20 protein-coding genes and 1 tRNA gene are annotated in these 26,715 nt (G+C 64.9%); 6 read left to right on the forward strand and 15 right to left on the reverse strand.

All coding sequences use genetic code 11. The features are described from left to right. Window positions 1-145: 145 nt before the first annotated feature. On the reverse strand, window positions 146-796 hold the full coding sequence (locus tag ACN22W_RS25455; RefSeq protein WP_412024953.1) for a pyridoxamine 5'-phosphate oxidase family protein: 651 nt from the start codon (window positions 794-796) through the stop codon (window positions 146-148). A gap of 326 nt (window positions 797-1,122) precedes the next feature. Here ACN22W_RS25455 and ACN22W_RS25460 point away from each other — a divergent pair, with 326 nt between their 5' ends. Then, entirely contained in the window at window positions 1,123-2,589 is a 1,467-nt protein-coding gene (locus tag ACN22W_RS25460) for a PLP-dependent aminotransferase family protein (protein ID WP_419687493.1), read from the forward strand. Window positions 2,590-2,611: 22 nt separating this feature from the next. Here the strand turns inward: ACN22W_RS25460 and ACN22W_RS25465 are convergent, their stop codons facing one another. Further along, the gene (locus ACN22W_RS25465; protein WP_419687495.1) at window positions 2,612-4,162 is read right to left on the reverse strand and encodes a phospholipase D family protein; all 1,551 of its coding nucleotides are present in this window, start codon (window positions 4,160-4,162) and stop codon (window positions 2,612-2,614) included. Between the two features lie 502 nt (window positions 4,163-4,664). Between ACN22W_RS25465 and ACN22W_RS25470 the strand changes: the two genes are divergently transcribed. Continuing rightward, window positions 4,665-4,949 carry an H-NS histone family protein gene (locus ACN22W_RS25470; RefSeq protein WP_419687497.1) on the forward strand — a complete coding sequence of 95 codons (285 nt, stop codon included), beginning with the start codon at window positions 4,665-4,667 and terminating at the stop codon, window positions 4,947-4,949. Window positions 4,950-5,477: 528 nt separating this feature from the next. Here ACN22W_RS25470 and ACN22W_RS25475 read toward each other — a convergent pair. The 6 genes from ACN22W_RS25475 to ACN22W_RS25500 all read right to left on the reverse strand — a co-directional run bounded on the left by ACN22W_RS25475 (window position 5,478) and on the right by ACN22W_RS25500 (window position 12,367). After that, window positions 5,478-5,553: transfer RNA gene (locus ACN22W_RS25475), tRNA-Ile, on the reverse strand. 138 nt (window positions 5,554-5,691) lie between these two features. Then, entirely contained in the window at window positions 5,692-8,109 is a 2,418-nt protein-coding gene (gene rpoD / locus ACN22W_RS25480; RefSeq protein ID WP_419687499.1) for an RNA polymerase sigma factor RpoD, read from the reverse strand. Window positions 8,110-8,197: 88 nt separating this feature from the next. Then, on the reverse strand, window positions 8,198-10,072 hold the full coding sequence (dnaG, locus tag ACN22W_RS25485; protein WP_048250246.1) for a DNA primase: 1,875 nt from the start codon (window positions 10,070-10,072) through the stop codon (window positions 8,198-8,200). 70 nt (window positions 10,073-10,142) lie between these two features. Further along, entirely contained in the window at window positions 10,143-10,589 is a 447-nt protein-coding gene (locus ACN22W_RS25490) for a GatB/YqeY domain-containing protein (protein ID WP_048250245.1), read from the reverse strand. A 238-nt stretch (window positions 10,590-10,827) separates the two neighbouring features. Beyond that, window positions 10,828-11,040 (reverse strand): 30S ribosomal protein S21, encoded by a 213-nt coding sequence (rpsU, locus tag ACN22W_RS25495; protein WP_006751743.1) that lies wholly within the window; start codon window positions 11,038-11,040, stop codon window positions 10,828-10,830. Between the two features lie 106 nt (window positions 11,041-11,146). After that, window positions 11,147-12,367 (reverse strand): NAD(P)/FAD-dependent oxidoreductase, encoded by a 1,221-nt coding sequence (locus tag ACN22W_RS25500; protein ID WP_419687501.1) that lies wholly within the window; start codon window positions 12,365-12,367, stop codon window positions 11,147-11,149. 130 nt (window positions 12,368-12,497) lie between these two features. Between ACN22W_RS25500 and tsaD the strand changes: the two genes are divergently transcribed. After that, entirely contained in the window at window positions 12,498-13,538 is a 1,041-nt protein-coding gene (tsaD, locus tag ACN22W_RS25505; protein ID WP_419687503.1) for a tRNA (adenosine(37)-N6)-threonylcarbamoyltransferase complex transferase subunit TsaD, read from the forward strand. Between the two features lie 87 nt (window positions 13,539-13,625). Here the strand turns inward: tsaD and folE2 are convergent, their stop codons facing one another. From folE2 to ACN22W_RS25525, 4 genes are all read right to left on the reverse strand, one after another. Then, window positions 13,626-14,435, reverse strand: a complete 810-nt coding sequence (gene folE2, locus ACN22W_RS25510) for a GTP cyclohydrolase FolE2 (RefSeq protein ID WP_419687504.1) — start codon at window positions 14,433-14,435, stop codon at window positions 13,626-13,628. A gap of 154 nt (window positions 14,436-14,589) precedes the next feature. Then, window positions 14,590-16,494 (reverse strand): 1-deoxy-D-xylulose-5-phosphate synthase, encoded by a 1,905-nt coding sequence (gene dxs / locus ACN22W_RS25515; RefSeq protein ID WP_419687506.1) that lies wholly within the window; start codon window positions 16,492-16,494, stop codon window positions 14,590-14,592. 81 nt (window positions 16,495-16,575) lie between these two features. After that, window positions 16,576-17,460, reverse strand: a complete 885-nt coding sequence (locus ACN22W_RS25520) for a polyprenyl synthetase family protein (protein WP_048250240.1) — start codon at window positions 17,458-17,460, stop codon at window positions 16,576-16,578. Next, a complete protein-coding gene (locus tag ACN22W_RS25525; RefSeq protein WP_011355806.1) occupies window positions 17,457-17,750 on the reverse strand; it encodes an exodeoxyribonuclease VII small subunit in 294 nt (97 codons plus the stop codon). Before ACN22W_RS25525 ends, ACN22W_RS25520 begins: the two co-directional genes overlap by 4 nt. Before the next feature lie 271 nt (window positions 17,751-18,021). Here ACN22W_RS25525 and ACN22W_RS25530 point away from each other — a divergent pair, with 271 nt between their 5' ends. After that, complete coding sequence (locus ACN22W_RS25530) at window positions 18,022-19,128, forward strand: aromatic ring-hydroxylating oxygenase subunit alpha (protein ID WP_129516872.1); 1,107 nt, start codon at window positions 18,022-18,024, stop codon at window positions 19,126-19,128. Between the two features lie 117 nt (window positions 19,129-19,245). Next, window positions 19,246-20,115 (forward strand): sulfurtransferase, encoded by an 870-nt coding sequence (locus ACN22W_RS25535; protein WP_419687508.1) that lies wholly within the window; start codon window positions 19,246-19,248, stop codon window positions 20,113-20,115. A 58-nt stretch (window positions 20,116-20,173) separates the two neighbouring features. On the opposite strand, the gene ACN22W_RS25540 is transcribed toward ACN22W_RS25535, so the two are convergent. The 3 genes from ACN22W_RS25540 to polA form a co-directional block, all read right to left on the reverse strand. Further along, a complete protein-coding gene (locus ACN22W_RS25540) occupies window positions 20,174-21,049 on the reverse strand; it encodes a dienelactone hydrolase family protein (RefSeq protein ID WP_419687509.1) in 876 nt (291 codons plus the stop codon). A 389-nt stretch (window positions 21,050-21,438) separates the two neighbouring features. Beyond that, window positions 21,439-22,773 (reverse strand): NAD(P)/FAD-dependent oxidoreductase, encoded by a 1,335-nt coding sequence (locus ACN22W_RS25545; RefSeq protein ID WP_343490395.1) that lies wholly within the window; start codon window positions 22,771-22,773, stop codon window positions 21,439-21,441. A 280-nt stretch (window positions 22,774-23,053) separates the two neighbouring features. Next, complete coding sequence (gene polA, locus ACN22W_RS25550) at window positions 23,054-25,807, reverse strand: DNA polymerase I (protein WP_419687510.1); 2,754 nt, start codon at window positions 25,805-25,807, stop codon at window positions 23,054-23,056. A 1-nt stretch (window position 25,808) separates the two neighbouring features. Between polA and ACN22W_RS25555 the strand changes: the two genes are divergently transcribed. Next, window positions 25,809-26,567, forward strand: coding sequence for a TIGR00730 family Rossman fold protein (locus tag ACN22W_RS25555; protein WP_129516867.1), 759 nt, complete (start codon window positions 25,809-25,811; stop codon window positions 26,565-26,567). Window positions 26,568-26,715: the final 148 nt, after the last annotated feature.

Below are 26,715 nucleotides of genomic sequence, written 5' to 3' on the forward strand. Positions count from 1 at the left end.
CAACGCCACACCACGGCAGCGCGACACGGATCACGCTGCCGTGCGAAGACGGCGCGGCTTTTCGCGCCGCACACCTTTTGTATTGCGCGCGACGCGCGACGCGCGCCGCCTGCTTCGTCAACGCTTCCCGGCCTTGCCGCACCATTCAATCTGCCCAGTTGCGGACGTAGTCCGGCACGGGCACGTTGGCGTCGGCATGAACCGGCGTGCCGCGCGTCGTCTTCAGCGGCAGGATCCCCGCCCAGACAGCGAGCGCCAGATCTTCGTCCTTGTCGGACGGCATCGAGTCGCTGACTTTCACGGCCGCTTCCGCAAGAGAAATCCGCAGCACGTGGGTCGCGTTGATCTCCTTCGCATTGCCCGGTCGCGCTTCATGCCTGCGGCCCGCGGCGATCTTGTCCATCAAGGCATCCAGCGCCGCGAGCTTCTCAGCACTGCCCTCCACCACCTCGAACTGCCCGTAGATCACCGCGGATCGATAATTCATCGAATGACTGAAGGCCGACTTGGCCAGCACCAGCCCGTCCAGCAACGTGATGGCGACGGAGGCCTGTGCGCCCGCCGACAGCGCCTTGATCATCCTGCTGCCGTTGGACCCGTGGATATAAAGGTCGTCGCCCCGTCTCCAGTGCGCGGTCGGGATGCAATGCGTGTCCTCGCCGGCGTTGAACGCGATGTGGCAGACGTACGCGTCGTCCACGATACGGTAGAGCATCGCGCGATCGCGATGCGCCAGTTCGGGCAGGCGGCGAATGGTGGTACGGGATGTGGGAGAGAGGACGGTCTGGTCGTTCATGTTTCGTTTTCCTGTTCGCGCGGCCTTGCGCGCATCGATCGGCCCGCATTCCGGCAAGACGCGGGTATCCGCTCGAACATATCTTTGCACTGCGAATTGAATGAAACCGGGATCGAATCGAAATCGTGCGGCATCCACGCCCGATCGACCACTCGATCGGCCCATCGACAGCCGCTCGCCAAATCGATCAAAATACGCGCGTGCCGCAAGCCGAAACGATCGCCGGAAATACCCGCGTACTGGCCAGCACCGCGAGAATGTGAACAATACGATGCGCGTCGATTCTTCAAAAGAACCAGCTCAAGGATAATTTTTAGAACCAGCCCATGGATTTCGCGCTGCTCATCTCATCGCTTTCCCGACAGGACGGCACGACAACGCACAGCCGGCAGGAAGCCCTCTACCGGAGCCTGCGCAACATGCTGCTGGACGGGCACATTCCGCCCGGCACGCGGCTCGTGTCGACGCGCGTGCTCGCGGCGGAACTGGGTATCGCGCGCAATTCCGCGGTCTATGCGTACGAGCGCCTTGCCGAGGAAGGCTTCGTGGCGGCCACGCGCAACGGCACGATCACGTTATGGGACGGTTGCGGCCGCCCGAGTGCCGCGCACGAAAACGGCCCGGCCCCGGTTCGCCTGTCCGAGCGTGTGCACGGGCTCGAAAACGCCCACCCCGAACCCGAACGCATGCTGCCGTTCGTCCCCGGCCTCCCTTCGCTCGACGAATTCCCCGTTGCGCAGTGGCGCCGTTGCATCGAGCGCGCGTGGAAAGTCATCAAGCCCACCCAGCTCGCGTACGGCCCGGTCGAAGGGCTGCCCGAATTGCGGCGCGCCGTGGCCGCGTACATCCGGGTTTCGCGCGGCGTGCGCTGCGAGACCGGGCAGGTCTTCATCACCGACGGCACGCAAAGCAGCCTCGAATTGTGCGCGCGCATGCTGGCGAATCCCGGCGAATTCGGCTGGCTCGAGAACCCCTGCTATAACGGCGCCCGGACCGCCTTCCAGTCGACCGGCCTGAATATCGTGCCGATCGACGTCGATCACGAAGGAATGGCGCCGACCGACGAACAGTGGCGCACGCAACCGCCCCGGCTGATCTATACGACGCCGTCGCATCAATACCCGCTCGGCGCGCTGATGAGCCCCCGGCGGCGAGCGGCGCTCGTCGAGCATGCGCGCGCGTGCGGTGCGTGGATCATCGAGGACGATTACGACAGCGAGTTCCGCCACGGCGGCCAGCCGCTGCCCGCGATCCAGGGCCTGCATGCCGACGCGCCAGTCTGCTATCTCGGCACGTTCAGCAAGACGATGTTTCCCGCCCTTCGGCTCGGCTTCATGGTGGTGCCGCCGGTCCTGGTCGACCGCTTCACCAGCACGCTGCGCGAACTCGTCCATCGCGGCCATTCGGCCGATCAACTCGCGATGGCGGAATTCATCGACACCGGCCTCTTTGCGCGGCACCTGCGCAAGATGAGGGCGCTCTACGCAGACCGGCGGAGCAGCCTCGAAGCGGCACTCGCCCGCCACCTCGGCACCACGCTGAGCGTTCGGGACAGCCCGGGCGGCATGCATCTTTCGGCGGATCTCGCGATCGCGCTGCACGATACCGAAATCGCCCGCGCCGCATCCGCGCGGGGCTTGCAGCTTCAGCCGCTGAGCAGCTATCGCGTCGGCAATGGCTGCCGCTACAACGGCTTCGTGCTCGGGTATTCCGGGCTGAACGACACGACGATCGAGACGGCGACGATGCAGTTCGCGGCCGTCATCGAGCAGCACGCACGCAAGCGGCGCTGAGCGTCGCACGACGCAGCGTCGCTCACAGTTGCGATTCGATCGGAAACAGCCCAAGAAACCACACTTCCATCCGGCGCGCCGTCGACACCTCCGGTTCATGATCGAGCTCGGTGACCTTCCCGTCCGAATCGGTCTGAATCCACTTGAGCCGCCCTTGCCCTGCCGGATCGGTCCGCGGCTCGACACGCCACGCGATCCGGTCGAGTCGCGATTCCAGATCGTTCGCCACCTGCGCCGCAATCGCCGGGCTCTCGCAGAAAACGCCGATCTCGGTATTGAGGTTCAGCGAGCGCGGGTCGAAATTCATCGACCCGATGAAAATGCGCTTGTGGTCGAACACGTAGGTCTTCGCATGCAGCGACGCACGCGACGACCCGATGATGACGTCCTTCGAAATGCTCTTGTCGCCCGACGGCCGCCGCTCGTAGAGCCGCACGCCGGCCGCGACGAGATCGCTCCGGTAGCGCCGGTAGCCGGCATGCACGGCCGCCACGTCGGTCGACGCGAGCGAATTGGTGAGTACCGTCACGCGCACGCCGCGCGCCGAATACGCGCGCAGCCGCTCGACGAAGTCCTTGCCCGGCACGAAATACGGCGACACGATCAGCAGGTCATGTTCGGGCTGCAATAGGATGGCGCGCAACTGCGGCAACAGGTGCCCGTCACTGTCCTTCGGCGAATGCGCGATCTTCGACGGATCGTCGTATAGCACCGTCGCGTGCCCCCACGACAGTTCCGTCCCCTGCCCATGAACGATCCGGTCGAGCCGTTGCCTGGCCTCGAGCACGTACGGGTTGTCCTCCATCGCCCTCAGGTAGTCGCGCAACCGTTCGCGTTCGCGATCCAGCCCGCCCGGCGCCGCTTCGTGCCCGACCAGTGCGTCGATCGGATATGCATACGCAGAATTCCAGAACGTGTCGAATTCCGTCGAGATGGCTCTCACGGCCGGACCGTGGACGACGACATCGATGTCGCCGAACTCCAGCATCGACGACGCGCCGAAGTATTCGTCGCCGATATTGCGGCCGCCGACGATCGCCGCCTGGTTGTCCGCGATCATCGCCTTGTTGTGCATGCGCCGGTTGACGCGCGAGAACTCGAACACCGTGCCGATCTTCTTGAACCGGCGTGTGGCAACCGGATTGAACAGCCGAATCTCGATGTTCGGGTGCGAACTGATCTCGAGCAGCTTGCGGTCGTCCGCGTTCGTGCCGAGATCGTCGAGCAGCACGCGCACGCGAACGCCGCGATCGGCCGCGCGAATGATCGCGTCGGCCAGCTCATGCCCGGTCAGGTCGTCGTGCCAGATGTAGTACTGAAGGTCCAGCGACCGGTCTGCACGGTCGGCAAGCAGCACACGCGCGTCCAGCGCGTCGACCGGATCGGTCAGCACATGAAACGCGTCCTGCCCCGGATGCATGCTGGCCTGCTGCCGGAACGCGGCGCCCAGCCGCGTGTTTTCCGTGTCGGTGAACGCATGCGTCGGTACGCGATCGGCCTGCGGCGGAAGGCTGGCGCACGCAACGAGCGCCAGCGACGAAAGAATCGCACCCCACGAACGCAGCATGGTCATGTTTGACGCCCCCCACTCCCGGGCGAAGGTTGTTTGTTCTGGCCGCCGGATGAATCACGGGGCTGGCCGGTTATCCACCGCGCTCGGCTGATGTCCGGTAGTCGCGCGTATCGGTCGCGCTACAGCATACTTCGATTGCCGACGGTGCGGCACCCCCTCCGTGTTTTCCCGATCCGGACGCGCGCTCACGCAAAGAAAAACCCGCGACGCATGAAGCCGTCACGGGTTTTCGGCATGCCGCGACACGGCGCGGCATAGCTTCCGTTTCTCGCACGAAAGTCGCGCACATTCATTGCCACGCGTGCAGCAGCCGGCTACCCGGTCATGATTAACCAATCATCGACACGATTCGACATTTACCACAAGAATTCCATTCAATAATGAACAATCGTCAAATCCACTCCTGACACAAAAATCCACACATCATCCAATTTTGATTCATCATCATAAAAACATCATGTGATAGCTTTAAAAGCAACAGCCACCTCAACAGGAGAATAACTTGTCCAGATATCGCGATTTAATCGAGCAACGAGCCGAACTGGAAAGGCAGATAGATGCTGTGAAATCGACCGAACGAGCTGCCGTACTCGACGAAGTAAGGCGGCTCGTGATCGAGTTCGATCTCAACGCACGCGAGGTATTTGGCGCAAACAAAGCGAAAAAAGGTATTAAATTAACCCCGAAGTTCCGCGACCCGGAAACAGGTAAAACCTGGTGCGGCCGCGGGAGAACACCCTTGTGGCTCAAAGACAAGGATCCCAAGAACTATTTAATTGCCCGATAAACATTCAATGCGATATTCGATCGATATCGCATTTCGATATCCGGCAAGCGCAGTAAGTCGTTGAAACCTTGTCCCGCCGCGTTGCCTTCTGGTCAGTTCGCTCGCCCCCCCTGGTCGACAGCCAGAACGGCGCGGGCTGAAATCTTCCGCACGTAACGTCGGACAATGAGCGGTTTCTTTCGGATAACTCAATGTCGCCGTTATTCAGCGGCTTCGGATGCGTTGGCAGGTCACATGCGGGCGGATACCACGGTCAGAATGGCTGGGCACCCTCACCTGGCCATCTGCCGGATCCGGAGCGAGCACCCTGCCCAACCGAACCTGGTTGCTCACCCCGAGGTGCGCACGGATACGCTGCAGACAGGTTCCGACCGTTGCGGGGGCAACAAGAAACACGACAAACGCCGGCGCCCCACTTCCCCCTGGCTGTCTACGAAACCACCCGGACACCCTGAAAAACAAAAAACCCGTGAAGCCTTGCGGCATCACGGGTTTCGAATTTTCCTCGGCGAACCTTGGAACGGAATATGGTGGGCCCGGCGGGGTTCGAACCCGCGACCAATCGATTATGAGTCGACTGCTCTAACCGCTGAGCTACAAGCCCTGATGAGAAGCGATGCGTGCTACACGCAGCCCCGGCAACGAAGCCGGGCCGGCATTGTAACAACAAAGACAGCAAAAGAGACAAACGCCACCGGCATCACATGGATACCGGCGGCGTTCGCAGGAGAGACGCTGGAAATCAGTTCCCTTCGAGGAACGACTTCAGCTTGTCGGAACGGCTCGGGTGACGCAGCTTGCGCAGCGCCTTGGCCTCGATCTGACGGATCCGCTCGCGCGTGACGTCGAACTGCTTGCCGACTTCCTCGAGCGTGTGATCGGTGCTCATCTCGATACCGAAGCGCATCCGCAGCACCTTCGCCTCGCGCGGCGTCAGCGAATCGAGGACGTCCTTCACGACGTCGCGCATGCTCGCATGCAGCGCGGCATCCGCCGGCGCGACCGTGTTGTTGTCCTCGATGAAGTCGCCGAGATGGGAATCGTCGTCGTCACCGATCGGCGTTTCCATCGAGATCGGCTCCTTCGCGATCTTCATGATCTTGCGGATCTTGTCTTCCGGCATCTCCATCTTCTCGGCGAGCGTTGCCGGATCCGGCTCGAGACCGGTTTCCTGCAGGATCTGCCGCGAGATGCGGTTCATCTTGTTGATCGTCTCGATCATGTGAACCGGAATACGGATCGTGCGCGCCTGGTCAGCGATCGAGCGCGTGATGGCCTGACGGATCCACCACGTCGCATAGGTCGAGAACTTGTAGCCGCGACGGTATTCGAACTTGTCCACCGCCTTCATCAGGCCGATGTTGCCTTCCTGGATCAGGTCGAGGAACTGCAGACCGCGGTTCGTGTACTTCTTCGCGATCGAGATCACAAGACGCAGGTTCGCCTCGGTCATTTCGCGCTTCGCCTGGCGTGCCTTCAGTTCGCCGGCCGCCATCTGGCGGTTGGTTTCCTTCAGGTCCTTCAGCGGCAGCACGACGCGCGCCTGCAGGTCGAGCAGGCGCTGCTGCTGTTCGCGGATCGCCGGGATGTTGCGCGACAGGACCGCGCCGTACGAATGGCCTTCGGCCGCGATCTTCTCGGACCAGTCGAGATCCGTCTCGCTGCCCGGGAAGCGCGCGATGAATTCCGAACGCGGCATGCCGCACTTGTCGACGACCGTGTGCAGGATCTGGCGCTCGACCTGACGCACCTCATCCACTTGCGCACGCAGCGTGTCGCACAGGCGCTCGACGGTACGCGCGGTGAAGCGGATCGTCATCAGCTCGGTCTGAATCGTTTCCTGCGCCTTCAGGTAGGACTTCGACTTGTAGCCTTCCTTCTCGAACGCGCGGCGCATCTTGTCGAACCACTCGCTGATCTGCGAGAACTTGTCGAGCGAAGCGCGCTTGAGGGCTTCGAGCTGGGCGGCGTTGGCCGACGCTTGCGCGGCACCGTCGTCCTCCTCTTCTTCCTCTTCTTCCTCTTCCTCTTCGGCTTCCTCGTCCTCGTTCTCGATGGCTTCCGCTTCCTTCGCGGAGAAGCCGTCGGTATCGGCGGTGTCCGAAGCGTTCGGATCGAGCAGGCCGTCGACGAGCTCGTCGACGCGGATCTCTTCGTTCGCGACGCGTTCGGCCATCGCGAGGATGTCGGCGATCGTCGTCGGGCACGCGGAAATTGCCATCACCATGTGGCGCAGGCCGTCCTCGATCCGCTTCGCGATCTCGATTTCGCCTTCGCGCGTGAGCAGCTCGACCGTGCCCATTTCGCGCATGTACATCCGGACCGGATCGGTCGTGCGGCCGAATTCCGAATCGACGGTGGACAGCGCGACTTCCGCTTCCTCTTCGACTTCATCGTCCGACGACGCGGCCGGCGCGTTGTCGTTCAGGAGCAGCGTTTCCGCGTCCGGCGCCTGCTCGTAGACCGCCACGCCCATGTCGTTGAACGTGCCGATGATGCCTTCGAGGGCTTCGGTCTCGGTGAAGTTGTCCGGCAGGTGGTCGTTGATTTCGGCGTACGTGAGGAAGCCGCGCTCCTTGCCGAGCTTGATCAGCGCGCGCAGCTTCACGCGGCGCTCTTCGAGCTCCTCGGCCGTGCCGGGCGTGCTCGTCGCGAACGCTTCCTTCAGCAGCGCCTTTTCCTTGGCGCGACGATCGCGCACCTTGGATTTGCCCGGGGCAGCCGCGGCTGCGGGCTGCTCGTCGCTCTGATTTGCGTCGTCAACGACGGATACTTCGTTCAGCTTTTTGGTCATGGAGTTCGCCGTACCGGCTATATCGACTCGCGGCTGCTGGACGACAGCCGGTTGAACCGTGGGTGCATGAGTAGTACGTACTGCCGTTTCGTCCGCGGCGGCAGTCGTGTCCCTTGCGCTTTTCGCACTTGCCCGCTTCGCCGCCGGCTTGGCCGGCCCGGAGTCGGGTCTGGCGGCAGCCCGTGTTCTGGCTGCCGGCGCCGGCGCAGCCTGAGCAGTGCCGGCCGCGGTTTTCTTCCCCGCAGAGGCTGACGTGGCTGAAGACGTTGTCCTGGTGGAAGAAGCAGACTTGGCCGCTGTGACCTTTTTGGTCGGCTCCGTCGAGCCCTTGCCTGCTGCTTTCTTTCCGCCTGTCGTCTTTGCCATCGCGATTCTCGCCTCTGCTTAGAAAACAAACCGCTGGAAACCTTATATTATAGCACGCTGGGGCGCCCTCTCTAAGCGCCCCGGCCGCCTACAGCCCGAGCCGACGTTTCATGTCGGTTCGCTGCTGGTTCAATTCCGTCAGTTCGGCCAATTCCTCGGGTGTGAAGGTGGATTGCCGCGCCAGCCGGTCAAGCCGGTCGCAACAGGCGTCATAGCGCATCTTGAGCACCGCCGCCTGCAGCTCCTCCCCCGCGATCCGTTCCTGTTCACGCTGCCGCTCGGGCACCGTCTCGTCTTCCGGATTCTGTAACAGCAAATCGCGGACGTTTTCATCATAGTCCAGAATTTCGCGGAAGATTTCCTCGTAAGTCGCCCCATTCGAGGAGGTCCGCAGGACATCCGACAGCAGCCGGAACTCCGCGCCGTCGCCCAGCGCACGCGCATGGTCGACGACTTCGGCGAACAGTTCGCCGATGCGCGGCAACGCGCGCAGGGTCGCAATCTGTTCGTCGTCGAGCTGCGACGCGATACGCGGATGCATCACCAGCGTGCGCAGCGCACGCTTTTCGCTGTCCGTCACGCGACGCCGTTCGCTGCGCGCAGGCGCCTGGCGCGGCGGCGCCGCGATCCGCGTATCGACGTCGGACAGCCCCGCGACTTCTTCGAACGGGATATCGAGACGATCGGCGAACATGTGCATGATCTGCGCGCGCAACGCGTTCGCGGGCAGCGCCTGCAGCAGCGGCTTCGCATCGAACAGCGCCTTCGCGCGGCCTTCCGGTTGATCGAGCGCCTTGCCGGCAATTGCTTCGTTCAGCAGAAATTGCGACAGCGGCATCGCGCGCTCGACCTGCTCGGAGAACGCCTCCGCGCCGAACTCGCGGACATAGCTGTCCGGGTCGTGCTCGGTCGGCAGAAAAAGGAACCGGATCGTCCGGTTGTCCGCCGCATGCGGCAGGCATGCCTCGAGCGCGCGCCGGGCCGCACGCCGCCCGGCCGAATCGCCGTCGAAACTGAAAATAACCGTGTCGGTCTGGCGCAGCAGCTTCTGCACGTGAATCGGCGTGCACGCGGTGCCGAGCGTCGCGACCGCGTTCGGGAACCCGAGCTGCGCCAGCGCGACGACGTCCATGTAGCCTTCGACGACCAGCACGTACTTGCGCTCGCGAATCGCGAGCCGCGCCTCGAACAGGCCGTACAGCTCGCTGCCCTTGTTGAACAGCGGCGTTTCGGGCGAGTTCAGGTATTTCGGCTCGCCGCTGCCGAGCACGCGGCCGCCGAAGCCGATCACCTGCCCCTTCACGTTGCGGATCGGGAACATGATCCGCTCGCGGAACCGGTCGTAACGGCGCGCGGTGCCCTGCGCATCGGTTTTCTCGCTGACGATCACGAGCCCCGACTCGACCAGCGACTCGTCGCGATAGTCCGGGAACGCGGTTTCGAGGTTCTGCCAGCCGTCCGGCGCATAACCGAGCCCGAAGCGCGCGGCGATCTCGCCGGTCAGGCCCCGGTTCTTCAGGTACTGGATCGCGACGGTCGCGCCGCGCAGCTGCTTGCGGTAGTAGTCGCACGCGGTGGACATCGCGTCGGACAATGCGGTCGCAACCGATTTCGACACCGGCGCCGGATAGTCGCCACCACCGCCTCCGCCCCCACCGCCGCGCATCGACGGCTCGTGGGGCACGGTCAGCCCGACGGATTGCGCGAGTTCCTGCACCGCCTCCGGGAACGTGAGCCCCGCATGTTCCATCAGGAAGCCGATCGCCGTGCCGTGCGCGCCGCAACCGAAGCAGTGATAGAACTGCTTGGTCGGGCTGACGGTAAACGACGGGCTCTTCTCGTTATGGAACGGGCACAGCCCCATGAAATTGGCGCCGCCCTTCTTGAGCTGCACGTACCGACCCACCACGTCGACGATATCGACGCGGTTCAGCAAATCCTGCAGGAACGAATGCGGAATCACCGTGGGATCGAGCGAAAAAAGACAATACGATGCCCGGCGCACGCATCGCTGGGCGCGCCGGGAACGGGTTTTACTTGGTGAGCGCGGCCTTGACCTGCGCGGAAACGGCCGTCATGTCGGCACGGCCCGCGAGCTTGCCCTTCAGCACGCCCATCACCTTGCCCATGTCCTGCGGGCCGGCCGCGCCGGTTTGCGCGACCGCCGCCTGGACTTCGGCCGCCACTTCGGCGTCCGACAGTTGCGCGGGCATGTAGGCGCCCAGCACGACCAGTTCGGCCTGCTCTTTCGCGACGAGATCGTCGCGGCTGGCGGCCTGGAACTGGCTGATCGAATCCTTGCGCTGCTTGATCATCTTGTCGATCACGGCCGTGATGCCCGCGTCGTCGAGCGTGACCCGATCATCGACTTCGCGCTGCTTGATCGCGGCCATCAGCAGTCGAATCGTCGACAGGCGCTCGCTGTCCTTCGCGCGCATCGCGGTCTTCATGTCTTCGCTGATCTGCTCTTTCAAACTCATCTTTCACCCGGGATGGAAACGTGAATCCGACGCCCGCGAACAGGCGTCAACACAAAAACCCGCTTGGGACAGTGTCTCAAGCGGGTTGCTCGAATCCGGCATCGGCGGCTCGCTGCCTGATCGGCCAACTGATCGGTTTCCCGACCGGCTGCACGATTGCGCTTGATCGTCCGTGATCGCGCCCGATCGCACGGAGTCGCCGGTGCGCCGCTTAGCGAACCGCGCGGCGCCCAATCGTTCAGTACAACTTCTTCGGCAACGTCTGGCTGCGGATACGCTTGTAATGACGCTTCACCGCAGCAGCCTTCTTGCGCTTGCGCTCCGCGGTCGGCTTCTCGAAAAACTCGCGCGCGCGAAGTTCGGTCAACAAACCGTTCTTCTCGATCGTGCGCTTGAAGCGACGCATTGCAACTTCGAACGGCTCGTTCTCTTTAACGCGAATGATCGTCATGATCCGACACGAATAAAGGTTTGCAGGGAAAGACTACCGAGTATAGCAGAGCGATTGCTCAAAGGCACGGGGCCTGGTCCCGCTAAAACCGGGCCTGCCGGGCATGTCACGCGCCGCGCGAATACTCCGCCGCGGCCTGCCCGGCCGCCGTGCCGGACGCCCACGCCCACTGGAAGTTGTAGCCGCCGAGCCAGCCCGTCACGTCCACCGCCTCGCCGACGAAGTACAGCCCCGGCACCCGCGCACTCATCATCGTCGCCGACGACAGTTCCCGCGTATCGACGCCACCCTTCGTCACCTCGGCCTTCTTGTAGCCTTCGGTGCCGTTCGGTGTCAGCGTCCAGCCGGACAGCGCGTCGCCGATCTGGCGCAGCGTCTTGTCGGGCAGGTCCGCGAGCCGCGCGTCGGCCGCGACGCGATGCGTGTCGAGCCACGCATGCGCGAGGCGCGACGGCACCCAGTCCGCGAGCAGCGAACCGATCTGGCGCTTCGACGTGCGCTTCGCGTCGAGCAGGTCGGCCACCGTGTCGCGCTGCGGCAGCAGGTCGACGCGGATCGGGTCGCCAGGCTGCCAGTAGCTCGAGATCTGCAGGATGCCGGGCCCGGACAGGCCGCGATGGGTCAGCAGCAGGTCCTCGACGAATTCGCCGCCGCGCTTCTTGTCGCCGGTCGACACGCGCACTTCGAGCGACACGCCGGACAATGCGGCGAACGGCTCCCAGTCCTGCTGCGCGAACGTGAGCGGCACGAGCGCGGGCCGCGTATCGATGAGCTTGTGGCCGAACTGCTTCGCGAGCCGGTAACCGAAGTCGGTCGCGCCGATCTTCGGGATCGACAGGCCGCCGGTCGCGATGATCAGTGCGCGCGCACCGATCGGCCCCGCCTGCTGCGTGTCGAGCGTGAAGCCATCGGACGGTGCGTGGCGCACCGCGTCGACGACGACCGGCCGGCGCCACGCGACGCCGCCCGCATCGCACTCGTGCTTCAGCACGTCGATGACCGCGTCGCTGCCGTGATCGCAAAAAAGCTGACCCTTGTGCTTTTCGTGCCAGGTCACGTGATGGCGCTTGAGCAGCCCGAGGAAGTCGCGCGGCGTATAGCGCGCCAGCGCCGAGCGCGCGAAATGCGGATTCGACGACAGGTAGTTGTCGGGGCCTGCGTACAGGTTCGTGAAGTTGCAGCGGCCGCCGCCCGAGATGCGGATTTTCTCGGCGAGCCGCGGCGCGTGATCGATCAGCACGACGCGGCGGCCGAGCTGCCCGGCGACCGCGGCGCTCATCATCCCGGCGGCGCCCGCGCCGATCACGGCGATGTCAAAAGTTTCCATGGCGCGGATTGTACCCGCCCGGCATCGGGCCCGGGCCGCAGCCAGCGGCGGCCGGCCCTCGCCTGCTATAATTTCCGGTTACGTTGACCTTCCTGCGGCGCGCTCGATACGGCGCGCCCCGCCCGCACCCATGCTCGTTCTCGGCATCGAAAGCTCCTGTGACGAAACCGGCCTCGCGCTCTACGACACGCAGCGCGGCCTGCTCGCACACGCGCTCCACTCGCAGATCGCGATGCACCGCGACTACGGCGGCGTCGTGCCCGAACTCGCGTCGCGCGACCACATCCGCCGCGCGCTGCCGCTGCTCGAGGAAGTGATGGCGCAAAGCGGCACGCGCCGCGACGACATCGACGCGATCGCATTCACGCAAGGCCCCGGCCTCGCCGGCGCGCTGCTGGTCGGCGCGAGCATCGCGAATGCGCTCGCGCTCGCGTGGAACAAGCCGACCGTCGGCATCCATCACCTCGAAGGCCACCTGCTGTCGCCGCTGCTCGTCGCGGAGCCGCCGCCGTTCCCGTTCGTCGCGCTGCTGGTTTCGGGCGGCCACACGCAACTGATGCGCGTGACCGACGTCGGCGTGTACGAAACGCTCGGCGAAACGCTCGACGACGCGGCCGGCGAAGCGTTCGACAAGACGGCGAAGCTGATCGGCCTCGGCTATCCGGGCGGCCCGGAAGTGTCGAAGCTCGCCGAAACGGGCACGCCGGGCGCGGTCGTGCTGCCGCGCCCGATGCTGCATTCGGGCGATCTCGACTTCAGCTTCAGCGGCCTGAAGACGGCCGTGCTCACGCAGATGAAGAAGTTCGAAGCGGCACAGCTGACGGGTGAAGCGCTCGAACGCGCGAAGGCCGACCTCGCACGCGGCTTCGTCGACGCGGCCGTCGACGTGCTCGTCGCGAAGTCGCTCGCGGCGCTGAAGAAAACGAAGCTCAAGCGCCTCGTGGTCGCGGGCGGCGTCGGTGCAAACCGTCAGTTGCGCGACGCGTTGTCGGCCGCCGCCGCGAAACGCGGCTTCAACGTGCATTACCCCGATCTCGCGCTGTGCACCGACAACGGCGCGATGATCGCGCTCGCCGGCGCATTGCGGCTCGCGCGCTGGCCTGAGCAGGCGAATGCCGACTACGCATTCACGGTGAAGCCGCGCTGGGATCTCGCGTCGCTCGCACACTGAGCCGCGCAACGTAACGCCTGCGCAGAACAACAAAAAGGCCGCTCAAACGAGCGGCCTTTTTCATCGGCGCGACAAAACGCCGCGGCGTTATGCAGCCAGCCGCTTGTCGCGTTCGATCAGCGCATACGCGCTGTGATTGTGGATCGACTCGAAGTTCTCGGCTTCGAGCACGTACGCGGCCACGCGCTCGTCCGCATCGAGACGCTGCGCGACATCACGCACGAGGTCCTCGACGAACTTCGGGTTCTCGTACGCACGCTCGGTGACGAACTTCTCGTCCGGCCGCTTCAGCAGGCCCCACAGCTCGCACGACGCCTCTTCTTCGGCGATGCGGATCAGCGCCTCGACCGGCAGGTCGGCCGCGAGTTCGGCATCGATCGTCACGTGCGAGCGCTGGTTGTGCGCGCCGTACTGCGAGATCTTCTTCGAGCACGGGCACAGGCTCGTCACCGGCACGAGCACCTTCAGGAACAGGCGCGTGTCGCCGTTGCGGCTTTCGCCCGCGAGCGTCACTTCATAGTCGAGCAGGCTCTGCACGCCGGACACCGGCGCCGTCTTGTTCACGAAGTACGGGAACGTGACCTCGATGCGGCCGGCCTCGGCTTCGAGTTTCTCGAGCATCGATGCGAGCATCGTGCGGAAACGCTCGACCGTCAGCGGCGCGCGGTTCTCTTCGAGCAGCGCGACGAAGCGCGACATGTGCGTGCCCTTCTGGTCGGCCGGCAGGCGCACATCGAGATTCCAGACACCGACGGTCGGCTGCACGTCGCCGCTTTCGGTACACACCGTCAACGGATGCCGGACCGCCTTCACGCCCACGCGCTGAATCGGAATCTGGCGGGTATCCACCGTGCTCTGCACGTCGGGCATCACGAAGGCGGGATTCATCTGGTTCATCTTGTTCAATCCTTGTAAGCCGCGCGTTCGACAACGCGCACGCCGCGTCATGCGGCAGCCGGAAAAGCAACATGGGCCCGCAGGCCCATGTTTTCCGCATCAATGAAGACCGGTTGCGCCAGTCGCACCGGCACCGCCCGCAGGCGGTGCCAGCTTATGCGACGCGCTTCGCCTGACCGGCGACATCGGCCGCCGGGTTCAGGAAGCGTTCGCGAATCGATTTCGCGATGCCCGCGCCGTCGAGGCCGCATTGCGACAACAGCTTTGCGTGGTCGCCGTGATCGACGAACTGGTCAGGGAGGCCCAATTGTAGTACGGGTCGGATAACCCCACTCTCCATCAGGGCTTCCACGCAGGCCGAGCCCGCGCCGCCCATCACGCAGCCTTCCTCGATCGTGACGAGGTAGTCGTGCGTCTCGGCGAGTTCGCGCACGAGTGCGGCGTCGACCGGCTTCACGAAGCGCATGTTCGCGACGGTTGCGTCGAGTTCCTCGGCCGCGGCGAGCGACGGTGCGACCATCGTGCCGAACGCGAGGATCGCGACGCGCTTGCCTTCCGGCTGCGCCGTGCGGCGACGCACTTCACCCTTGCCGAGCGGGATCTCGGTGAGTTCCTTCACCGTCGGCACGCCCGTGCCCGCGCCGCGCGGATAGCGCACCGCGGTCGGGTTCGGCTGCTGCAGCGCCGTGTGCAGCATCTGGCGGCATTCGTTCTCGTCGGATGCCGTCATGACCGTCATGTTCGGGATGCAGCGCATGAACGCGAGATCGTACGCACCCGCGTGCGTCGCGCCGTCCGCGCCGACGAGGCCCGCGCGGTCGATCGCGAACACGACCGGCAGGTTCTGCAGCGCGACGTCGTGGATCAGCTGGTCGTAAGCACGCTGCAGGAACGTCGAGTAGATCGCGACGACCGGCTTGAGCCCTTCGGTCGCGAGACCGCCCGCGAACGTCACCGCGTGCTGCTCGGCGATGCCGACGTCGTAGTAACGATCCTTGAAGCGCTTCTCGAACTCGACCATGCCCGAGCCCTCGCGCATCGCGGGCGTGATGCCGACGACGCGCGAATCGCGCTCGGCTTCATCGCACAGCCATTCGCCGAACACCTGCGTGTACGTCTTCTTCGCGGGCGTGGGCGACGGCTTGATGCCTTCGGCCGGATTGAACTTGCCGGGGCCGTGATAGAGCACGGGATCGGCTTCGGCGAGCTTGTAGCCCTGCCCTTTCTTCGTCACCACGTGCAGGAACTGCGGGCCGCGCAGTTCGCGGATGTTCTGCAGCGTCGGGATCAGCGAATCGAGATCGTGACCGTCGATCGGGCCGATGTAGTTGAAGCCGAATTCCTCGAACAGCGTGGCCGGCACGACCATGCCCTTCGCATGCTCCTCGAGCTTGCGCGCGAGTTCGAGCACCGGCGGCGCCACGCTCAGCACGCGCTCGACGCCCGCGCGCGCGGCCGCATAGAAGCGGCCCGACATCAGGCGTGCGAGATGGCGATTCAGCGCGCCGACCGGCGGCGAGATCGACATGTCGTTGTCGTTCAGGATCACGAGCAGCTTCGCGTCTTCCGACACGCCCGCGTTGTTCATCGCCTCGAACGCCATGCCGGCCGTCATCGCGCCGTCGCCGATCACGGCGATCGAGAAGCGGTCGTCGCCGTTCAACTGGCTGCCGATCGCCATGCCGAGCGCGGCCGAAATCGACGTGCTCGAGTGCGCGGTGCCGAACGTGTCGTATTCGGATTCGCTGCGGCGCGGGAAGCCCGAGATCCCGTCGTACTGGCGCAGCGAATGCATCTGGTCGCGGCGGCCCGTCAGGATCTTGTGCGGATAGGTCTGGTGACCCACATCCCAGACGATGCGATCGTTCGGCGTGTTGAACACGTAGTGCAACGCGATCGTCAGCTCGACCGTCCCGAGGTTGGACGACAAATGGCCGCCCGTCTTCGACACGCTGTCGAGCACGAACGCGCGCAGTTCATCCGCGAGCGGTTGCAGTTGGCGACGATCGAGGCGGCGCAAATCCGCCGGGTCGTCGATGGTTTTCAGCAAGTCGTACATCGTCGTTCCATTGTAGGAAATCAAACGCGCCCGCATTCTTTTGCACGCACCGTAGCGTGTGCGCGGCGGCGGGCTTTCGCGTCAGCTGACCCGGTTCACTACCAGGTCGGCAAGTTCGGCGAGACGCTGTGCGCGTGCGCCGAACGGTTTCAACGCATCATGCGCTTCGGCACGCAGTTGCGCTGCGAGCTCGCGCGACGCCTCGAGGCCGAGGATCGAAACGTAGGTCGGCTTGTCGTTCGCGGCATCCTTGCCGGCCGTCTTGCCAAGCGTCGCCGAATCGGTCGTGACGTCGAGAATATCGTCGACGACCTGGAAGGCCAGACCCACGGCCCCCGCATAGACGTCGAGCGCAGCCATCGTTTCCGCCGTCGGCGTCTCGCCGGCCAGTGCGCCCATCCGCACGGCCGCGCGCAACAAGGCGCCCGTCTTCATCCGGTGCATCGTCTCGAGCTGCTCGCGCGTCAGCTTGAGGCCGACGCTCGCCAGGTCGATCGCCTGCCCGCCGGCCATGCCGATCGAGCCGCTCGCGAGCGCAAGCTCGCGCACGAGCGCCGCCTGCTGCACCGGCGACAGCGCATCGGCGTCGGTCAGTGCGACGAACGCCTGCGATTGCAGCGCGTCGCCGACGAGCAGTGCCGTCGGCTCGTCGTACTGCACGTGCACGGTCGGCTTGCCGCGCCGCAGTGCGTCGTCGTCCATGCACGGCATGTCGTCGTGCACGAGCGAGTAGACGTGGATCATCTCCAGCGCCGCCGCCGCCGCGTTGCGCGCCGCTTCCGTCGCGCCGGTCAGCTCGCCTGCTGCATGGCACAGCAGCGGGCGAACGCGTTTGCCGCCGCCGAGGACCGCGTAGCGCATCGCCTCGTGAAGTTGCGCGGGCATCGCGGTTTCAGCGGGCAAATAATGGCCGAGTGCGTCTTCGACACGGTCAAGCACGGACCGCATCCATTGTTCGAATGTCATAGATCGTCGTCTTCGCCGTCCGTGGCGGCCGTTCCGGACGAAAGCGGCTTCAGCGTCGCGCCGTCGAGCACGCGAACCTGCTGTTCCACTTTCTCAAGCTGCTGTTGGCAAAACGCAACGAGGGTCGCACCGCGGCGGTATGCCGTCAGTGAATCCTCGAGGCTCAACGCGCCGCCTTCCATCCGGGCAACCAGCGTCTCGAGTTCCGCGAGCGCCATCTCATAATTGTCCGGCAACGGTTCGGTGCCATTACCGGGCGGCGTGGCGCCTGGGGATGCGGTTTTCGCCATGGACGAGGGTGTCAAATTTCAAAACAAGTCGGACATTCTACGGCAAAAGAGAATTCTCCGATCTGCCGACGTGGGCGGCCTCGCGCATATTCTGGCCCCACCTCCGATGCACAGTGTGCGCCTCCTGATTGTCGCCGGACAAAAAATTGACACAAATCAGGCACTTAATTCTGGCCTTGCGAGGCGAACCGGGTATAATTCTCCGTTTCCCTAAATCGATTTTTCGATGGTTGGGTTGTTCACTGCTTTCACGCTAACACCGGGAGTGGGAATGTCCAATCTGAGCGATGCGCTTCAGTTGAAGTCGGCCCACAGCCAGCTTCCAGTCACTGCATACTTCGATGAGGCGCTACTCGAGCGCGAGATCGAAACCCTCTTCAAGAAAGGACCTCGTTACGTCGGGCACGAGTTGATGGTGCCCGAGGCGGGGGATTATTTTGCGCTGCCGTCCGAAAAGGAAGGCCGCGTGCTGGTCCGCAACCAGGCGAACCAGATCGAACTGCTGTCGAACGTCTGCCGCCACCGGCAGGCCATCATGCTCAACGGGCGCGGCCACACGCAGAACATCGTGTGCCCGCTGCACCGCTGGACGTACGATCTGGAAGGCGAACTGCTCGGCGCGCCGCACTTCCCCGAGAAGCCGTGCCTGAACCTCGGCAAGAGCCCGCTGCAGAACTGGCAGGGGCTGCTGTTCGAGGCCGAAGGCCGGAATGTCGCGCGCGACCTCGCCCACCTCGGCACGAAACATCACTTCGATTTCTCCGAGTACCTCTTCGATCACGTCGAAGTGCACGAGTGCGATTACAACTGGAAGACGTTCATCGAGGTCTACCTCGAGGATTACCACGTCGTCCCGTTCCACCCGGGCCTCGGCAGCTTCGTGTCGTGCGACGACCTCAAGTGGGAGTTCGGCGACTGGTACAGCGTGCAGACGGTCGGCGTGCACAACGCACTCGCGAAACCGGGCAGCGCGACTTACCAGAAATGGCACGAGCAGGTGCTCAAGTTCCGAAACGGCGTGCCGCCGGAGTTCGGCGCGATCTGGATGGTCTACTACCCGGGCCTGATGATCGAGTGGTATCCGCACGTGCTCGTCGTGTCGTGGCTGATCCCGCGCGGCCCGCAGAAGACGACCAACATCGTCGAGTTCTATTACCCCGAGGAAATCGCGCTGTTCGAACGCGAATTCGTCGAGGCCGAGCGCGCCGCCTATATGGAAACGGCCGTCGAGGACGACGAGATCGCGATGCGGATGGACGCAGGCCGCCGTGCGCTGATGGCACGCGGCGAGTCGCAGGTCGGCCCGTACCAGAGCCCGATGGAAGACGGCATGCAGCACTTCCACGAGTTCCTGCGCCGCCACCTCGGCGACATCTGACGGCCGGTGCGGCGCTTTGTCGCCGCGCCCCATCCGGCAGACGAAAAGACGGGCTTCGGCCCGTCTTTTTTTGTTTAGACTTGGAGTGTCAGGTCATTCGCACTCCAGGGAGCCGTCATGCCACACACCCATTACACCACGCTCATCTCCGCCGCCAATCTCGCCGAGCGCCTGGCCGCGGCGCCCGGCAGCGTCGTTCTGTTCGATTGCCGCTTCGATCTCGCCGATCCGGGTGCGGGCGAAGCCGCCTATGCGGCCGGCCACATCCCCGGCGCGCAGTACCTTCATCTCGACCGCGACCTGTCGGGCCGCAAGACGGGCACCAACGGCCGCCATCCGCTGCCGACCCGCGACGCCCTCGCCACACTGCTCGCCAGCCGCGGCCTCAAGCAGGGCCAGCAGGTCGTCGCATACGACGCACAAGGCAGCGCCTATGCGGCGCGCCTGTGGTGGCTGCTGCGCTGGCTCGGCCACGATTCGGTGGCCGTGCTCGACGGCGGCCTGCAGGCCTGGGAAGCAGCCGGCCAGCCGCTGGCGACCGACGTGCCGCAACCGGCCGCCGGCGACTTCCGCGCGGGCGCGCCGCTCGAATCGACGGTCGACGCGGCAGCCGTGCTCGCGAACATCAAGTCGCCCACGCGCGTCGTGATCGATGCTCGCGCACCGGACCGCTACCGCGGCGAAAACGAAACGATCGATCGTGTCGGCGGCCACATCCCCGGCGCGCGCAACCGGTTCTTCAAGGACAACCTGACCGCCGACGGCCGCTTCAAGACCGGCCATGAACTGCGCGAGACGTTCTCCACGCTGCTGGCGGGCGTCGAACCGAACAGCGTGATCCTGCAATGCGGCTCCGGCGTCACCGCCTGCCACAACGCGCTTGCGCTGGAGATTGCGGGGCTGCACGGCGCGTCGCTGTATCCGGGTTCGTGGAGCGAATGGAGCGCCGATCCGTCGCGGCCGATCGCCACCGGCCCGAACCCGTAAGCCGGCGCGCGGCGCACCGGCGAAGCGAAGCGGCGGCCATTCGGCCGCCGCGTGCCGTTCACAGCACGCCGTACTTGTGGAACCACGCGATCGCGCGCTTCCAGCTTTCTTCGGCATCGCCCTTCACATAGCTCGGCCGGTAGTCGGCAAAGAACGCGTGACCGGCATCCGGATACACGACGATCTCCGATTCGCGCGCAAGCTTCGAATCGCTGGTCTGGATCGCCTTGCGCATGTCGGCGAGCGACGCCTGCGTGATGTTCGTATCCTTCTCGCCGTAGAGCCCGAGCACGGGCACCTTCAGCTGCGACGCATGATCGACCGGATTGAACGGCGTCATCTCGTCGGTCTTGCCCTCGACGAACCCGTACCACGCGACGGCCGCCCGCACGTGCGGGTTATGTTCCGCATACAGCCACGCCTGGCGACCACCCCAGCAGAACCCCGCCACGCCGAGACGCGCCAGGTCGCCGCCGTTCTTGCCGGCCCATGCGACGGTCGCATCGAGATCCTCGGTGACCTGCCGGTCCGGCACCTTGCTGACGATGTTGTCGACGAGCCCATGGATCGTCGGATACGTCGACACGCTGCCCTGCCGCGCGAACAGGTCGGGCGCGATCGCGAGGTAGCCGAGCTTCGCGAAACGGCGGCAGACATCGGCGATATGCGCGTGCACCGCGAAGATCTCGTGGATCACGATGACGACCGGCAGGTTCGTCTTGCCGGCCGGCTGCGCGCGATAGGCCGGCACGCTCGCGTCGCCGGAGCGGATCTCGACGGTGTCGACGTCCAGCCCGGCGCTGTCGGTCGTGACCGTCTGCGCCGACACGGGCAGCACGGCCGCCGCGAAGGTGCCGCCCAGCGCGGCCTGCATGAACTTGCGGCGCGAGAACGGGACGTGGGGGACCAGGCTGTCGACTTCGGGTTTCAACATGAATGCACTCCTCGATTGAGCGCCACCGCCACGATCATGGATGCGGCATGACGGAGCATCGTGTCGGCGCGCGGCGCGAATATCGCGGCGGTTGGCACCCCGCCGCAAACGAAAACTCGGACAAGATGCCCAATAATCCGTTGTCGCGTCAACTGTCAGATGTGTAAGACTCAATTACGACGATTCGATCCGACCGCTCCAATCGTAGCGCGGCCAGTGTATTTCGATCGTCGTTACGCGACCGGATGCTTGCGAAATGAAAAGGAAAACGCGCGGACGATGCCGCCCGGCAAGCGCACACACGACCGTCCGGCTGCCCGCAAAAAACAACGGGCGGGGAACACGCATGTCGTGCGCACGCCCCGCCCGCTCGTCGCGCGAACGCGCGGTCAGTGCAGCTTGACGCGCGGCAGCGTCGTGCGCCGCAGCCAGTGCGCGACGGTGTCGAGCATCATCCGCGGATAGCCGTGCAGCGCCGCGATGTGCAGCCGGTACAGCGACATGTACATGAAGCGCGCGAACAGCCCTTCGATCAGCATGTTGCCGCCGATCAGCCCGCCCATCAGGTTGCCGACCGCGCTGAAGTGGCCGAGCGACACGAGCGAACCGAAATCGCGATACGTGAACTCGGGCAACGGACGTCCATCGAGCCGGCAGCCGATCGCCTTCAGCAGGAAGCTCGCCTGCTGGTGCGCGGCCTGCGCGCGCGGCGGCACGTTGCGTTCGTTGCCGGGCCACACGCATGCCGCGCAATCGCCGAGCGCGAACACGTTGTCGTCGGTGAAGGTCTGCAGCGTGCGGCGCACGTCGAGCTGGCCGAGCTTGTTGACCTGGAGGCCGTCGAGATGCGAGAGCACCGACGGCGCCTTGATGCCGGCCGCCCAGACCGTCAGGTCAGCGCGCACCGTCTTGCCGCTTGCGGTATGCACGAGCCCCGGCGCGACCTCGGTCACGCGCTCGCTGAGCATCAGCCGCACACCGAGCTTTTCGAGCAGCTCGGCAGTCGCCGCCGACACGCGCTCCTGCAGCGCCGGCAGAATCCGCGGCCCCGATTCGATCAGCACGATGCCGACGTCGTGACGCGGGTCGAGCTTGTGCAGCCCGTACACGGACAGCACCTGTGCCGTGTTGCGCAGCTCCGCGGACAGCTCGACACCCGTCGCGCCGCCGCCGACGATCACGACCTGGATGCGCGGTTCGGCCGTGTCGCCCGGCGCGGTCGGCGCCGGTGCCTGGTGCTCGGCGCGCATGCACGCGGCGATCAGCCGCTTGCGGAAGCGCTCGGCCTCCCCGACCGTATCAAGCGCGATCGCGTTTTCCGGCGCGCCCTGCACGCCGAAGAAGTGGGTCGTGCTGCCGATCGCAATCACGAGCGTGTCATATTCCAGCTCGCGTGCCGGCAGCAGTTCCTCGCCGTCGCTGTCGTTGATCGGCGACAGCGTGACGCGCTTGGCCGCGCGGTCGAGCCCGGTCAGTTCGCCCTGCTGGAACTCGAAACCGTGCCAGCGCGCCTGCGCCGCATATTCGAGCTCCTGCGTGAACGGGTCCATGCTGCCGGCCGCCACCTCGTGCAGCAGCGGTTTCCAGATGTGGGTCGGATTGCGGTCGACGAGCGTGACAAGCGCACGCGCGGGACGATTGCCGCGCGCGCCGTAACGGTCGCCGAGCCGCGTCGCCAGTTCCAGGCCGCCCGCGCCTCCGCCTACGATGATGATCCGATGCATCTGATTCCCCCTTTGCGATTCGAAACTGCTGCCGCCGGACGCCGCGAACGCGATGCATTCGTGCCGCCCGGTGGATTAACCGGTTCGGACATCATCGATGTGCAGTTCGAAGCACTTCGATGCGTCCAATCCCGGAACGCGGGGCGCGCCGCCCCCGCTTCAATGACATGACCGACATGCATTGTCCGGGAGCTTGCGCGTTGACCACAAGCAAACCATCTCGATATTCAGCATCCCTGCAACAATATGCCGCGGGAAACGGGAACCGCTCGGGGGTGCGTCAGTGTGCCTCTTCCCAGTTCGCGCCGGCACCCACCTCGGCGACGAGCGGCACCTTCAGCTTCGCGACGCCGCACATCATTTCCGGCAGCTTCTCGCGCACGAGCGACAGTTCGTCGTCGGGCACCTCGAGCACCAGTTCATCGTGCACCTGCATGATCATGCGCGACGCAAGCCGGTCGCGCGTGAGCCAGTCGTCCACCGCGATCATCGACAGCTTGATCAGGTCGGCCGCCGTGCCCTGCATCGGCGCATTGATCGCCGCGCGCTCGGCCGCCTGGCGGCGCGGGCCGTTGCCGCCGTTGATCTCCGGCAGCCACAGGCGGCGACCGAAAACGGTTTCGACGTAACCCTTCTCCTTCGCGATCGCGCGCGTGTCTTCCATGTACTGCGCGACGCCCGGATAGCGAGCGAAATAACGGTCGATATAGAGCTTCGCCGCGTCGCGCGTGATGCCGAGGTTCGACGCGAGCCCGAACGCGCTCATCCCGTAGATGAGCCCGAAGTTGATCACCTTCGCGATCCGGCGCTGGTCGGAATGGACCTCCAGCGGCGTCACGCCGAACACCTCGGCGGCCGTCGCGCGGTGGATGTCCTCGCCCTGCGAGAACGCGCGCAGCAGCGACGCGTCGCCCGAGATGTGCGCCATGATCCGCAGTTCGATCTGCGAATAATCGGCCGACACGATGCGGTGGCCCGGCGATGCGATGAACGCCTCGCGGATCCGCCGGCCTTCGGCCGTGCGCACCGGAATGTTCTGAAGATTCGGATCGTTCGATGCGAGGCGGCCCGTCACCGCGACGGCCTGCGCATAGTTCGTGTGCACGCGGCCGGTTGCGGGATTCACCATGCGCGGCAGCTTGTCGGTATAGGTCGACTTCAGCTTCGACAGCCCGCGATGTTCGAGCAGCAGCTTCGGCAGCGGGTAGTCCTCGGCCAGTTTCTGCAGCACTTCCTCGTCGGTCGACGGCGCGCCGCTCGGCGTCTTCTTCACGACCGGCAACTGCAGCTTCTCGAAGAAGATCTGCCCGATCTGCTTCGGCGAGCCGAGATTGAATTCGCCGCCCGCCAGTTCGTACGCCTGCGCTTCGAGCTCGATCAGGCGCGTCGCGATTTCGGTGCTCTGCGCCTGCAGGCGCACGTCGTCGATCAGCACGCCCGTGCGTTCCATCTTGCGCAGCACGAGCGACACGGGCATCTCGATCTCGCGATACACACGCTCGAGGCCCGGCTCGCGCGCGACCTGCGGATACAGCGCGTGATGCAGCTGCAACGTGACGTCCGCATCTTCGGCCGCGTACTCGGCCGCCTGCGTGAGCGCCACTTCGTCGAAACCGATCTGCTTCGCGCCCTTGCCGGCCACGTCTTCATACTTGATCGTCTTGACGCCGAGATGACGCAGCGCGAGGCTGTCCATGTCGTGCGTGCGGTGCGATTCGACCACGTACGATTCGAGCAGCGTGTCGTGCTCGATGCCGTTCAGCGCGATGTCGTAGTTCGCGAGCACCTGCGCGTCGTATTTCATGTGCTGGCCGACCTTCTTGCGATCGGCCGATTCGAGCCACGGCTTCAGGCGTGCGAGCACTTCGTCGAGCGGAAGCTGCTCGGGCATGTCGGGGCCGCGGTGCGCGACCGGCAGGTAGGCCGCCTTGCCCGGTTCGACCGAGAACGACAGGCCGACCAGCCGCGCGAGCATCGGGTCGAGCGCGGTCGTCTCGGTGTCGAACGCGGTCAGCGCAGCCGCGTCGATCTTCGCGAACCACGCGTCGAACTGTTCCCAGGTCTGGATCGTGTCGTATTCGCGCACGATGTCGGCCGCCACCACCGGTGCCGGCTCGCCTTCCGGCGCATCGGCGCCACCGCCTTCCGCCGGTGCGCTGTCGACTTCGCGCAGCCACGTCTTGAAGCCGTAGCGCGCGAAGATGTCGCGCATCAGGTCGCGCGCTTCGCCGTCGCTTTTCAGCGACGCTTCGATCGATTCGAGATGCGGCGCGAGATCGCAGGCCGTCTCGACGGTCACGAGCTGGCGACCGAGCGGCAGGAAGTCGAGCGCGCGACGCAGGTTGTCGCCGACCACGCCCTTGATCTCGCCCGCGTGCTCGATGACACCGTCGAGGCTGTCGTATTGCGCGAGCCATTTCACGGCCGTCTTCGGCCCGCACTTCTCGACGCCCGGCACGTTGTCGACGGTGTCGCCGATCAATGCCAGATAGTCGATGATCCGCTCGGGCGGCACGCCGAACTTCGCGATCACGCCGTCGCGGTCGAGCGTCTCGTTGGTCATCGTATTGACGAGCGTGACGTGGTCGCTCACGAGCTGCGCAAGATCCTTGTCGCCCGTCGACACGATCACGTTCATCCCGTGCCGTTCGGCTTCGCGCGCGAGCGTGCCGATCACGTCGTCGGCCTCGACACCTTCGACCATCAGGAGCGGCCAGCCGAGCGCACGCACGGCGCCGTGGATCGGCTCGACCTGCAATGCGAGGTCGGGCGGCATCGACGGACGGTTTGCCTTATAGTCGGCATAAAGGTCGTCACGGAACGTCTTGCCCTTTGCATCGAACACGCAAGCGCTATACTCTGCACTGACTTCCTTGCGCATACGGCGCAGCATGTTGATGATTCCGTAGAGCGCTCCTGTCGGCTCCCCGCCAGGGCCACGCAAATCAGGCATCGCATGGTAGGCCCGATACAGATAGCTCGAACCGTCAACCAATAGCAGGGTCTTACCTTCCAGATTTCGTTCTTCAGGCATTATGAACAAGAGAAAAGTGATTCCGAGTCTGCGTTCGCTCGCAGATCAAGAACGCGCGACGGCCAAGAAGGCGCGCGCATCGTGGCAGATGTTCACGATTATGGCAGAGTTTATCGAGGCGACCGAGTACCTGTCGGAGATCCGCCCGGCTGTCAGCATCTACGGTTCTGCCCGCCTCAAACCCGATACGCCGCACTACAAGCTGGCCGCGCAGATCGCGCGCAAGCTGTCCGACGCCGGCTTCGCCGTGATCTCCGGCGGCGGCCCCGGCATCATGGAAGCCGCGAACAAGGGCGCGCACGCCGGCAAGGCACCGTCGGTCGGCCTGAACATCGAGCTGCCGCACGAGCAGGCCGGCAACCACTACCAGGACATCTCGCTGCGCTTCCGCCACTTCTTCACGCGCAAGGTCACGTTCGTGAAGAACTCGGATGCGGTGATCGTGATGCCGGGCGGTTTCGGCACGCTCGACGAGCTGTCCGAAGTGCTCACGCTGATCCAGACGAAAAAATCGCGCCTCGTGCCGATCATCCTCGTCGGCAGCGAGTTCTGGAAGGGGCTGCTGCAATGGTTCCGCGACCAGCTGATTCCGATGGGCCTGATCAATCCGGAAGACATGGATCTGATGCAGGTGATCGACGATCCCGACCAGGTGCTCGAAGCAGTGCTCGCGTTCTACGAGGACAGCGGCGAAGAGGAAGGCGAAGGCTCGGAAGAGCAGCAGCCGCGGCCTGACGAAGACCGGATGTTCTATCTGTAATCCATCCGTGGCATGAGCCGGCCCGACGGCCGGCGCACTGCTTCCCGCGCGGCAGGCCGGCGATTCTGCCACCTGCCGCGCGTCACTTTGTAACGCGCTGTTAATCGGGTTTCGCGGCCGCGCGCCGTCGAATGTCAAATCCGTGCAG

The sequence above is a fragment of the Burkholderia theae genome, assembly GCF_048565265.1.
GTDB classification, from domain to species: Bacteria; Pseudomonadota; Gammaproteobacteria; order Burkholderiales; family Burkholderiaceae; genus Burkholderia; species Burkholderia theae.